This window comes from Nonlabens marinus S1-08 (assembly GCF_000831385.1).
GTDB classification, from domain to species: domain Bacteria; phylum Bacteroidota; class Bacteroidia; order Flavobacteriales; family Flavobacteriaceae; genus Nonlabens; species Nonlabens marinus.
Genome location: NZ_AP014548.1, coordinates 1,238,750 through 1,251,977, shown reverse-complemented (window position 1 = coordinate 1,251,977; position 13,228 = coordinate 1,238,750). Strand labels below are relative to the sequence as shown.

At 38.8% G+C, this 13,228-nt stretch carries 7 protein-coding genes and 1 tRNA gene; 5 read left to right on the top strand and 3 right to left on the bottom strand.

Annotated elements, in window-relative coordinates; genetic code table 11:
• Window positions 1-23: 23 nt before the first annotated feature.
• The 3 genes from NMS_RS05740 to NMS_RS05730 all read right to left on the bottom strand — a co-directional run bounded on the left by NMS_RS05740 (window position 24) and on the right by NMS_RS05730 (window position 4,732).
• Complete coding sequence (locus tag NMS_RS05740) at window positions 24-3,809, bottom strand: efflux RND transporter permease subunit (protein ID WP_041495850.1); 3,786 nt, start codon at window positions 3,807-3,809, stop codon at window positions 24-26.
• 142 nt (window positions 3,810-3,951) lie between these two features.
• Window positions 3,952-4,371 (bottom strand): HYC_CC_PP family protein, encoded by a 420-nt coding sequence (locus NMS_RS05735; protein WP_041495849.1) that lies wholly within the window; start codon window positions 4,369-4,371, stop codon window positions 3,952-3,954.
• Between the two features lie 279 nt (window positions 4,372-4,650).
• A tRNA-Leu gene (locus tag NMS_RS05730) sits at window positions 4,651-4,732 on the bottom strand.
• A 185-nt stretch (window positions 4,733-4,917) separates the two neighbouring features.
• Here NMS_RS05730 and NMS_RS05725 point away from each other — a divergent pair.
• The 5 genes from NMS_RS05725 (at window position 4,918) to NMS_RS13440 (ending at window position 13,116) form a co-directional block, all read left to right on the top strand.
• Window positions 4,918-6,306, top strand: a complete 1,389-nt coding sequence (locus NMS_RS05725; protein ID WP_041495848.1) for a dipeptidase — start codon at window positions 4,918-4,920, stop codon at window positions 6,304-6,306.
• A 425-nt stretch (window positions 6,307-6,731) separates the two neighbouring features.
• On the top strand, window positions 6,732-7,097 hold the full coding sequence (locus tag NMS_RS05720) for a BlaI/MecI/CopY family transcriptional regulator (protein ID WP_041495847.1): 366 nt from the start codon (window positions 6,732-6,734) through the stop codon (window positions 7,095-7,097).
• A 2-nt stretch (window positions 7,098-7,099) separates the two neighbouring features.
• Window positions 7,100-8,896: a M56 family metallopeptidase gene (locus NMS_RS05715; RefSeq protein ID WP_041495846.1), complete on the top strand. Its 1,797-nt coding sequence runs from the start codon at window positions 7,100-7,102 to the stop codon at window positions 8,894-8,896.
• A gap of 13 nt (window positions 8,897-8,909) precedes the next feature.
• Window positions 8,910-10,889 (top strand): M56 family metallopeptidase, encoded by a 1,980-nt coding sequence (locus tag NMS_RS05710; protein ID WP_084217624.1) that lies wholly within the window; start codon window positions 8,910-8,912, stop codon window positions 10,887-10,889.
• 37 nt (window positions 10,890-10,926) lie between these two features.
• Complete coding sequence (locus tag NMS_RS13440) at window positions 10,927-13,116, top strand: M56 family metallopeptidase (RefSeq protein ID WP_084217622.1); 2,190 nt, start codon at window positions 10,927-10,929, stop codon at window positions 13,114-13,116.
• The last annotated feature ends 112 nt before the right edge of the window (window positions 13,117-13,228 follow it).

Here is a 13,228-nt window from a genome sequence, read left to right as displayed (position 1 = left end):
ACAGATTATGATTTTAATATTTTTCATTTGTTTGCTCTTTTAAGTTGGTATTCTTTTTTCCAGCTATATAAAACTGGTAAGAGAAAATAGGATGTGACGTCGATTATCATTCCGCCAAAAATGGGGATGGCCATTGGTATCATAATATCGCTTCCCTTTCCTGTAGATGTGAGTACTGGCAACAATGCCAAAACTGTGGTCACGGTGGTCATCAAGCAAGGACGTATTCTTTTTCCTGCGGCTTCTAATGTGGCGAGACGTATGCCTTTTTTACTGTCTGGCTCGTTGCTTTTAAATGATTGGTCTAAATAGGTTGCCATTACAACACCATCATCAGTCGCAATACCGAAAAGGGCAATAAAACCGACCCAAACGGCCACACTTAAATTGATGGTTTTCATATTGAACAAGTCCCGTAGGTTCTCGCCAAAAAAGCTGAAATTGAAAAACCAATCCTGACCGTATAACCATATCATTATAAAACCACCTGCAAAGGCTACGGCGATGGCTGTAAAAACCATAAGCGACGTAGAAACCGACCTGAATTGGAAATACAAAATCAAGAAAATGACCAGTAAACAAAGTGGCACAACTACCGATAACGTTTTTTCTGCTCGCAATTGATTTTCGTACGTTCCCGTAAATCGGTAACTGATTCCTTGTGGCACGACCAAATCGCCATTATCGATTTTCTGTTGAATGAGCGCTTGGGCATTTTCCACCACATCGACTTCGGCAAAGCCATCGAGCTTGTCAAACAGCACGTAGCCAATTAAGAAAGTGTCTTCACTTTTAATGACCTGTGGACCTTGCTCATATCGTATATCCACCAGTTCGCCCAAAGGAACCGGACTTCCAGTTGATACAGGAACATAGATACTTTTCAAATCTTCTGGATTTGCACGCAATTCCCGTGGATAGCGTACTCTTACACCATACCGCTCACGGCCTTCTACCGTTTGGGTAAGCGGCATACCGCCCACAGCTACTTGAAGCACTTCCTGAACATCCATTATTGAAATCCCATAGCGTGCCAACTGGTCTCGTTTAATGTCAATTAGCAAATAGGGTTTGCCCACGATGCGGTCTGCAAAAACGGCTTGTTCTTTGACGCCTTTTGCTTGTTTTAGGATGTCTTCCAATTGCAGTCCAAAATTTTCTATGGTTTTTAAATCTGGGCCTTTTACCTTGATACCCATAGGTGCTCGCATACCTGTTTGCAGCATAACGAGTCGCGTCTCGATGGGTTGCAGCTTGGGCGCAGAAGTCACGCCTGGGAATTTGGTAACTTTTACAATTTCATTCCAAATGTCATCAGGACTGCTTATTTCCGGTCGCCAGTTTCGGTAGTATTCCCCATCGCTATCTTCAATCAAATCATTGCGTGTTGCACTTGTTTTGAGTTGTGACGCTTCATAGTTTGCATCATCATCGATTTCATTATTTGGGTTGATAATGAACTTGTCACCTTTCAGAACAAATAGGCCATCATCGTTTACACGGTAGCGTTGTCTCTCGCCATTTTCATTTCGCATATATTCAGACTTGTACTGAATGACATTTTCATACATCGAGAGTGGTGCAGGGTCGAGGGCAGATTCTGTTCTACCCGCTTTCCCCACCACGGTTTCAATCTCTGGTATGCTCGCCACAGCCATATCAAGCTGTTGCAGTACACGTTTGTTTTCTTCTACACCGGCGTGCGGTAAGGATGTGGGCATCAAAAGAAATGAACCTTCATTAAGTGCAGGCATAAATTCCTTCCCTGTGTTACGCATTATGACCACGCCTAAAATCAACACCGTGGTTGGAATAATTAAAAACAGGTATCGATTTTGAAGTGCCCAACGCAAAATGCTGTCATAGTATCTTCGGAAAACTGTAAACACACCAAGCAGTCCAAAGCAGATAATCGCTACAAAAATCAAATTCATTAGAATGCTGCGGTCAAAACCAAGTGGTCGCCAGTATTCGGCTAACAGCACGACGATAGCAATACAGGAAATGATGATATTTACTACATTTTGATTGATGTTGAGCCTGTAGCCAGCAATGGTATGGTTGTATTCCTTTTTCGCTTTAAGCGAAAAGAATAAACCACTACATCCAAAAGCTATCAAAATCAACCCAAGCCAGTAACCAAATACAAGTGCAGTGATACCGAGTGCGATTAAAAGACCATTCAAAAACAGTTTAGATCGCTGGCGAATGTTTGTTTTTCTGAAAAGGAACGCGGCAAATGGCGGTATTAAAAATAGCGCGATTACAAGCGATGCAGAAAGTGCCATTGTTTTTGTAAATGCGAGTGGTCTGAATAGTTTTCCCTCAGCACCTATCATTGTGAACACAGGTAGGAAACTGATAATCGTTGTGAGCACTGCGGTCAAAATTGCACCAGAAACTTCCGCAGTGGCGTTGTAAATAATTTCGTTTGTCGTGTATTCTATCCCGCTTTCGCGAAAGCGTAATTTTTCATCTTCCAGATGCCGAATCATATTTTCGGCAAGTATGACGCCCACGTCCACCATTGTACCGATAGCAATGGCAATTCCTGACAAGGCAACAATGTTGGCATCTACATTAAAGAGCTTCATTGTTATGAAAACCATTAAAACGGCAACAGGCAACAGACCAGAGATTAGAATGGATGCACGTAGGTTGAACACCATTACGATGATGACCAAAATGGTTATCAGGATTTCAAGTGTAAGGGCTTCATTGAGCGTGTGAAGTGTTTCCTGAATGAGTTGCGTGCGGTCGTAAAAGGGAACGATGGTCACTTGTGAAGTACGACCATCTGCCAAGGTTTTTGTGGGTAGTCCAGATGATAATTCGGCTATTTGGTCTTTTACATTATTGATGACTTCCAAGGGATTAGCGCCATATCGGGCAACTACAACACCGCCAACCACTTCAGCACCTTCTTTGTCTAAAATACCACGTCGCGTTTGTGGTCCCAGATGAACATTTGCGATGTCTTTAATTCGGATAGAAGTAAAATTTTCCGAAGCGACCACCGCATTTTCAATATCTGAAACAGATTTCACATACCCTAAACCACGAACAAGGTATTCGGCTTGATTGATTTCCAAGGTCTGCGCACCGATATCTTGATTGCTTTCTTTTACGGCTTTTACGATATCGGTCAAACCGATGTTGTACTGCCGCATTTTTTCAGGGTCAACATCCACTTGGTATTCTTGAACGTAACCACCAATTGAGGCCACTTCAGAGACACCGCTTGCCGAAGACAAACCATATTTTACATAATAATCCTGTATGCTACGCAATTCCTGTAAATCCCAACCGCCGGTTACGTTGCCATCTTTATCACGACCTTCCAGTGTGTACCAAAAAATTTGACCTAATCCCGTAGCATCCGGACCCAAAGCAGGGTTTACACCATCGGGCAATAGATTTGCAGGAAGTGAATTGAGTTTTTCAAGAATACGGCTACGCGACCAATAGAATTCTACATCTTCTTCAAAAATGATATAGATACTTGAAAAACCGAACATAGAAGAGCTTCGGATGGTCTTAACACCAGGGATTCCCAACAACGAAGTTGTGAGTGGATAGGTAATCTGGTCTTCGATATCCTGCGGTGAACGCCCTTGCCATTTTGTGAAAACAATTTGCTGGTTTTCGCCGATGTCTGGAATGGCATCAACAGCTACAGGATCAGTTGGTAAAATACCTGTTTCCCAATTAAAGGGTGCGTTGACCACTCCCCAACCTACGAATAGGGCGAGCAGTATAACGGCAACAAGTTTGTTTTCTATGAGAAATTTTATGCTTTTATTTAGCATACGGTATGATTATTAAACAGTTATAGAAATATGCTTTGGTTTGCTTACAGTACAAATGAGAAACAACAAAGCGTGCCCAAAACGAATGTATCGCTGGGCTTTTCCAGTTGCAATTAGAGTGCTACTGGTACTGTTTAATAAATCAAATTAAGAATGTCTGGTGCAATACCTGCAAGTCCCGCCTAATAAATGGGGGCGAGTGATCTGAGAATGTAATCTCTTTAGACTCAGTTCCTTCAAAAAGACTGATATATGAGGAAGCAAAAGAGGCAACAAATACTTGTTGCTCAAAAGTAAGTTGTGAAAAATCTTGTTTTAAATCGTCCTGACCTTCAATAATCAATTGTTCATCTGAGCAACAAGAGTTTTTTGAAACCATTGAGTTAGAACAGCTCTTAGCAGGTTCAGCTTTTTCCATTCCGCAAGTCTTAACATCTTGGATGAATGAAAAATCTACTAACTTATCCCCACAATAATGCACATCAATAGTAAATGACATCGTAGTCATAAGAACTACGGCTGCCATAAAAATTGCCATTGATTTGTGAATAAATTGCTTCATTTAAATGCAAAATTACAAAAATTTAACAATTATTATTAAGATTAACATTTATTTGTTATGCTAATAGTGGTTCCAAAAAAGCTATTTTTCTTTATTAGAAGCTATAAATTCTATGAAAATTAGAATTAAAAAATGTTCTTTATATTCATTTGGTACCGTATAGTAGCATTATGAATTAGAGACTGGAAAACTGTGAAATGTTGTACCTATGTTGTACCCAAACAAAAAAACCTCTCAAAATTGAGAGGTTTTATGACTGCAATCTTGCAGTTGAAAAAGTGCGGATGACAGGAATCGAACCTGCACACCTCGCGGCATCAGATCCTAAGTCTGACGTGTCTACCAGTTCCACCACATCCGCTTTTTCAATATTTTAAGAACTTTTATTAGGTTAAATCCTAAGTCTAGCATGTCTACCAGTTCCATCACATCCGCATACTGGTATTCCCTATTTGGGACGGCAAATATACATACTTTCCCGATATTACAAATTCTTTGTAAAAAGAAAATTTTTCACTTCTTATCTTTACGTCAAACACTTATTGAATGAATACCAAAGCATACGTTGATCAACACAAGGACCGTTTTATAAATGAACTGATAGAACTTCTCAAAATTCCGTCCATTAGCGCAGACAAAGCTTATAAAGACGATGTCATCAAGACCAGCGAAGTCGTAAAATCGGAACTGGAAAAAGCAGGCTGTGATCATGTGGAAATCTGCGAAACCCCAGGTTATCCTATCGTGTATGGAGAGAAAATCATTGACAAAAATCTACCAACAGTATTGGTCTACGGGCATTACGACGTGCAACCACCAGATCCCATCAACCTATGGGACAGCCCTCCATTTGAACCAGTAATCAAGAAAACCGACTTACATCCTGACGGTGCGATTTTCGCTCGCGGCGCCTGTGACGACAAAGGTCAGATGTATATGCACGTTAAGGCAATGGAATACATGACGGCCAACGACGAATTGCCTTGCAATGTCAAATTCATGATTGAAGGTGAGGAAGAAGTAGGCAGTGAGTCACTGGGCTGGTTCCTGGAGCGCAATCGTGAAAAACTGGCAAACGACGTGATCCTGATCTCAGATACTGGAATGATTTCTAAAGAAACACCTAGCATTACAACTGGATTGCGTGGATTGAGCTATGTTGAAGTAGAAGTTACAGGCCCTAATCGAGACCTTCATTCTGGATTATATGGTGGCGCCGTGGCTAATCCCATCAACGTATTATGCGATATGATTGCATCGTTGCACGACGAGAACAACCATATAACCATTCCAGGATTCTATGACAAGGTCGAGGAACTGAGTCAGGAAGAACGCGCCGAAATGGCCAAAGCGCCCTTCTCTCAAACCGATTACAATAAAGCCCTAGACATCAATCAGGAACACGGCGAGAAAGGCTATACCACCAACGAGCGCAACAGCATACGCCCAACCCTTGACGTCAACGGTATTTGGGGTGGTTATACGGGTGAAGGTGCCAAAACGGTTATTGCAAGTAAAGCGTACGCAAAAATATCCATGCGACTGGTTCCAGATCAAGACTGGAAAGAAATTACAGAGCTTTTCAAGAAACACTTTGAGAGCATCGCACCGGAAAGCGTCAAAGTTGAAGTGAAACCTCACCATGGGGGAACCGCTTACGTCACGCCCATTGACTATATAGGATACCAAGCGGCGAGTGCAGCTTATGAAGATACTTTTGGCAAGACACCTATTCCACAACGCAGCGGTGGCTCCATTCCTATTGTTGCTTTATTTGAAAAAGAGCTGAATTCTAAGTCTATTTTGATGGGATTCGGTTTAGATAGCGATGCGATCCACTCGCCTAACGAGCATTTTGGAATCTGGAACTATTTAAAAGGCATCGAGACGATCCCGCATTTTTACAAGCATTTCGCCAGACTTAAAAGTAAATAACAACTTAAGTGAGACATCTAGACAAATGTAGATCAGGCCGCTACAATCTTAGTTGGTTTTTATTATTTATTTTTGATTTTGATTTTGATTTTGATTTTGTACAGGCGATTGCCTCCTAGGGTCGGCACCAGGCTTTCGACTCTATCTTTTTTAAAACCCACTTCGGCTGCGCCCAGTGAGTCTTAAAAAAGGATGCCGTCTCAATCCTTATCGCAAGACCTCATTTTTAATCAGCTAAAATCCCGATTGCATAATCGGGATTTTTTGTACTGCACTTTCCTGCCTGCCGGCAGGCATAAGCGCAAATGAACCTCCACAACCACAGTCTGATTTTCGGAGTTTGGAATTTGAATTTTTCATACCTCTACACTTGTAGAATTGAATTATTATTCTACATTTGTAGAGTTACTTCTAAATATGTAGAGATGAAATTATCAAAATCAGAAGAGGAATTGATGAATATCTTGTGGAAGCAGGAAAAAGCATTCATGAAAGATTTACTGGACACTTATCCAGAGCCCAAACCAGCAAATACCACCATCGCCACGATGCTCAAGCGCATGACCGATAAAGGTTTTGTGGGTTACAACTTATTAGGCAACAGCCGTCAATACTTCGCTTTGGTTGAAAAAAGTGCCTACTTCTCTAAGCATGTCAATGGACTGATCAAGAATTTCTTCAATGATAGCTCTGCCCAGTTTGCTTCTTTCTTTACTAAAGAAACAAATCTCTCCCAAAAGGAGTTGAAGGAACTCAAGAAAATCATCGATGACCAAATAAAAGAGCAATAACCATGGAGCATTTTTTTATCAATAGCTCAGTTTGTTTATTCAGCTTATGGTTGGTTTACAAGCTGTTACTAGAAAATACCAGTTGGCATCATTTTAAGAGATACTATTTTATAGCTGCTGTCGTCATCTCTGCCGTGATTCCGTTTCTTGTCGTGCGCACCGTTGTAGTTCCTTTTACTTCTGGCAATACCATTGATTTAACTGCGATGGAGTTGATGCCTAGCGAAGTTGTGGAAACAGGTTTGACATGGGATTGGAGTCTTGTTTTGCTTGGGTTTTATAGTATTGGAGTTCTCCTAATGGGAATCCGATTCATCAAAAATCTGTATGACTTGAGAATCAAGTCTACTGACGAGGTGAGCACATATTCCCAGTATAAATTGATTCTAAGAGAACTCGTCCAGGTCCCGCACTCGTTCTTGAACAATATATACGCATCAATAACCGACTATAAGTCTGGAGCCATCCCAGACACAGTGTTGCAACATGAGAAGGCACACTTGGATCAAAAACACAGCATTGATATTTTATTTATAGAACTACTCATCGTTGTGATGTGGTTCAATCCGCTGTTGTACCTCTTTAAATATTCTATGAAGCTCAATCATGAGTTTTTAGCAGATCAGGCAGTACTTACAAATGGCGTTGGCACTAAAGAGTACCAAGAAACACTACTCGCTTATTCATCCAACAGTCAAAACCGTGCGCTAGTCAACACCTTTAATTTTCCCATCATCAAAAAAAGATTTACCATTATGAAAACACACACCACCACCGCCAGCGGACTTGTAAGAAGTCTCGCCATCATTCCAGTTCTTGCCCTGCTAGTTATTAGCTGCGGACAGGAAGAAGTCGTAGTTGAACCTGAGGTTATTGAGATTGTTGAGGTGCCAATTGATGAAAGCAAAAGTATTATGCTGGATATTCAAAGAAAGGAAGGAACTGTGACTGTAGATGGAAAAAAATATTCTTTTAAAAGAATCGACAACAAATTCAAATTTTACGATAAGGAAGGAAAAGAACAAGATTTAGAAAGTCAAGGTTATGAGATCATTGAAATTGAAGAGGTTGAAATTAGAGAAGTAGAAGATAACGAGCTGTTTAGAGGAAAGAAAATCTCAGACAGCAAAAGAATCGTGTCTCCAATAAACGAAGATTTCACTTATGACCTGAAAAGTAATAAAGCTATTGAATCTAGTATTACTGATTTGAAGAAAAGTTATGGTGACGACGTTATTGTGATTAGTGAAATTGCTGAGGTCAATGGGCATAAATATTATTATGCTCAAGATCGTTCTGGAAAACTTTTTCTAAACAAATATTTTGAGGTGGTTGATTTAAGGGGTGTTTCCAGTGGAAAGATAAATGTGAGTAAATTCATTTTACCGCCACCGCCACCGCCATTGAGCCCTTTAGAATTCATTGAGGCAAACAAAGAAGATTTGACCTATTATATAGATGATCGAAAGGTTTCATATAAGGGAGCAGTTAGCGCCATTAAACTCACAGGACAGCAAGACATCCAAATTTTACCAGACGCAAATGGAAACATGTCAGTCAAAATCATAATGACTGATGCAAAAAGAAAGTTACTTCCGCCTCCACCGCAGCCTTGGTTTACACATACACCAACTCTTTTAAAAGGAATGCAAAACGGATCTATTAAGCTTTTAATTAACGGGAAGTTGGCCTCGACGGCCCAAGCAAAGAGCTTGCCCGATAATTGGAATATCAATGACTTCCGAGTAAAAAAGGAAAATGGAATAACAGTTATCGAATACTCTGGTCAGCTAAATTAAATAAAGCCCAACTATGCTCGACCACCTCATCAATAGCTCCATTTGCTTATTCGTTCTCTGGTTAGTTTACAAACTACTATTGGAAAATACCAGCTTGCATCAATTCAAGAGAATGTATTTGCTTGCAGCTATAGTGATTTCTGTAGTGATTCCATTTATGGTTGTTAAGACAGTGGTGCTGCCATTACCCAGTTTAGAATCTAACAGACCGTTGCCAACCATTGAACAAGTATCCCAAGTACCGATGGAAACAATTGCCGTAGAGAATACATTTACCATCGACTGGACTTCAATGATAGTTGCTGTTTATGTCATTGGTTTACTGATCATGCTTTACCGGTTTGTCAAAAACCTAAACGGACTTCGTTTAAAGTCAACCGATCAACTAGATAGCTTCCAAAATTACAAACTGATTTTGAGACCAAAAGTTGTCGTTCCTCATTCTTTTTGGAATACCATTTATGTCAATAGAAAAGATTATCAAGCTGGGAAAATTCCACTAGAGGTCTTGCAGCATGAAAAAGCCCATTTAGATCAAAAGCACAGCATTGATATTTTTCTGATTGAATTACTACTGGTATTAGCCTGGTTTAATCCGTTGATATATGTGATAAAGTATTCGATAAAGCTAAATCACGAATTTCTAGCAGATCAAGCCGTTATAGCTCAAGAGGTGGATGTAAAAACCTACCAAGAAACACTACTTCAATATGCCGCAAAAAGTCAAAACCGCACATTGGCAAACACATTTAATTTTCCATTAATCAAAAAAAGATTTACCATTATGAAAACAAATACAACCACCGCCAGCGGACTCTTAAGAAGTCTTGCTATAATACCAGTTCTTGCGTTACTCCTTATTAGTTGTGGACAAGAAGAATTTGTTGTTGAACCTGAGGTTATTGAGATTGTGGAGGAAACACCTGAAGAAAAACGCAAGCCTATTTATATTGACACACAAAGAAAAGAAGGAACTATCACAATTGACGATCAAAAATATACCTTCAAAAGAACAGAAGATAAAATTAAATTTTACGATTCTGACGGTAACGAAAAGGATTTAGAGGCTCAAGGACACAAGATTGAAATTATTGAAATTGAAGAAGTTGAAATAGTGGAAGAAGAGCCTGAAATTATTCGAGGCAATAAAATACCTTCAACAACTAAATTATTTTATAAGTCAGATTCAGGTAAAATAATATATGATGGTGACGCTAACTTTTATACAGCGGATGAACTTCAAAAACTAAAAAATGAGCTCAAGGATGATATTTTGGTTGTTTCTGGTGAGGCAGTATTCGAGAACAAGTCATATTACTTTGCTTCAAATTTATATGAAAAGGTTTTCATTAATGAATTAAACGAAATTGTAGATTTTGAAAAAATAAATGGTAAAAATGTTGAGATCAAGCCCTTTCTTCAAATACCGTCACCGCCACCAGCGCAAAAAAACAAATCGCTGGAGCAAGCTCTACAATCCTCTGTAAAGTCAGTAACAAATGAGGTTGCAGGTAAGTTATATGCTGTGAATACGATTCAAAGACAGGATTCTACTCATCCAACAAAACAAATGATGGCTGAATACAAAGAGCTGATTCGGAATTCTTATAAAGGCAGTGATCGGATTTGGAAAAATTCTGATTTGGAAAAAATGACAAAAATCTATGCGCAAATGTCACCGTCGCAAAAAAGCAGTGTTGAAAAACTGCCAGCAATGCTTTCTTTTGATCTGAACGAGGTGCAACCCAATCAACCCAGCCTGAAACAATTTGAAGGACTCAAAAATAAGTCCGAATATGCAGTTTGGATCGATGGTAAGGTAATTGACAACAACGTTCTGGAGCAATATACCTACAATGATTTTATACATTTTACTAAAAGTAAAGTCTACAAAAATGCCAGATCTTCCAGATTTCCACAGCCGTTTCAAGTAAGCCTATTCACAAAGAATGGTTTTGAACGAACGTTTAGAAATAAGGTGGGTATCAAATAAATACTAGTTCTCGTTTCAAAAAGTAAAAATCCACACCATGCAACACTTACTTATAAACAGCTCGATTTGCCTGCTTGTCCTATGGCTAGTGTATAAACTATTATTGGAAAATACCAGCTGGCATCAATTCAAGAGAATGTATTTGCTTGCAGCTATAGTGGTTTCTGTAGTGATTCCATTTATGGTTGTTAAGACAGTGGTGCTGCCATTACCAACTATAGAATCTAACAGACCATTGCCAACCTTTGAACAAGTATCCCAAGTACCGATGGAAACAGTTGCGGTAGATAATATATTTACCATCGACTGGACTTCAGTGATAGTTGCTGTTTATGTCATTGGTTTACTGATCATGCTTTTCCGGTTTGTCAAAAACCTAAACGGACTTCGTTTAAAGTCAACCGATCAACTAGATAGCTTCCAAAATTACAGACTGATTTTGAGACCAAAAGTTGTCGTTCCTCATTCTTTTTGGAATACCATTTATGTCAATAGAAAAGATTATCATGCTGGGAAAATTCCACTAGAGGTCTTGCAGCATGAAAAAGCCCATTTAGATCAAAAGCACAGCATTGATATTTTTCTGATTGAATTACTACTGGTATTAGCCTGGTTTAATCCGTTGATATATGTAATAAAGTATTCGATAAAGCTAAATCACGAATTTCTAGCAGATCAAGCCGTTATAGCTCAAGAGGTGGATGTAAAAACCTACCAAGAAACACTACTTCAATATGCCGCAAAAAGTCAAAACCGCACATTGGCAAACACCTTTAATTTTCCCATCATCAAAAAAAGATTTACCATTATGAAAACACAAACTTCACAAACTGCTGGACTTTTAAGAAGTCTTGCTATCCTTCCAGTTCTTGCATTGCTTGTTATTAGTTGTGGTAAGGAAGTGACTCAAATGGAGCCTAAGATTAATCATAGCACTACTAATAATAACCCTAACACGACATTTGGGGTAAGCGTTGATGGATATGAACCAGAAGGAACTGTGGAGTATAATGGACAATTTTTCAAATATGAAATTCAACCTGATTTTAGTGTTGAACTTATGACTATGGATGGCCAGATAATCGATTTGAAAAGTAATCGATTTGACGTTACAGCATATTACGAGGCTGAAAAAGAGGTTAATGAGTTACTTGAAAACGAGGCTGATTTGAAAAATAAGCTTAGCAGTAGTAAGTTTAAAATACTTGATGCTTCAACCACTTACACTGTAAGAGATACCGTTTACAAATCCATAGGTCTTAAAGGAAAATCAACCGAATTAAAAATTGAGGATTTAAAATCAAAAGACTTTTCAAAAAGAACTATGGTCAAATTTACCGAAGATGGTGTTCTAAAGTTCATGATTTTACCAGACTATAGTAAAGGGCAGGTAAAAATTAGGGAGCAGATGTATGAAAACTTAGGCAAGATAATCGATTCCACAAACAGAGGCGCCTTGAAACAGGTCCTCAAAACATCAATTGATCAAACCAACCAAAATAAAAGAGAATATGACTACCGCATGGCATTTTTGAGGCTCGCAGACAAACAAATCAATCCGGTAACATATAAAATCGATAATAAAGAAGTAGATAAAAGCGAGATCGAAGAATTGATAAAAAAAGTGAATGATGTTCCTTTTGATCTAGTCACCGTAAATGGGAATAAAATAGAGTTGGCATTCTATACAGGCACTGAAATTAAAATGTCTGAAGAACTTCTTGGCAATTTGTACTCTCAACTTTTTAAAACAATTGATTCAGACAAAAACCAAAAAGTAGCTTACGTCCGAAACACAGGTTACTCTATTTACACTATAAATGGAGATCGCGGTTATGGAACATTTATACATGAAGGAATTGAATACAGTTACAAAATGCCCAATGATTTGAGCATCGACCTTTTTCATCCTAATGGAATAAAATTGACAGATGAAGAGGCAACAAAATTAAAGTTGGTAGTAACACCTATTTGGGACAGCAAAACCGAAGAAGCGATCATCAAAAAAGATCCCATCGTAAAGAAATATTTTGAGGACGACAACGCGGTCATTTTCTACCCAAAAGGATACACCACAGATTATGAAGAGATGTTGAACTACGATTTTGGAGATACTTATATCCAAAAATATATTGAACACGGGAAATTGAAAATACAGCTCGCACCGTATAGTTACAAGAAAACTAACCCAAGCTTTATTGATTTCTTTAAAAGAGATGATATTTAGAAATGACTATGATATAATTATTTTCAGGTTTTAACTTCCATAGTAAGCAAGGCGCAATAAAACCCTGCTAAACAACTGTTCTCGACCGCGCTCGAAATGACATCGTATATTT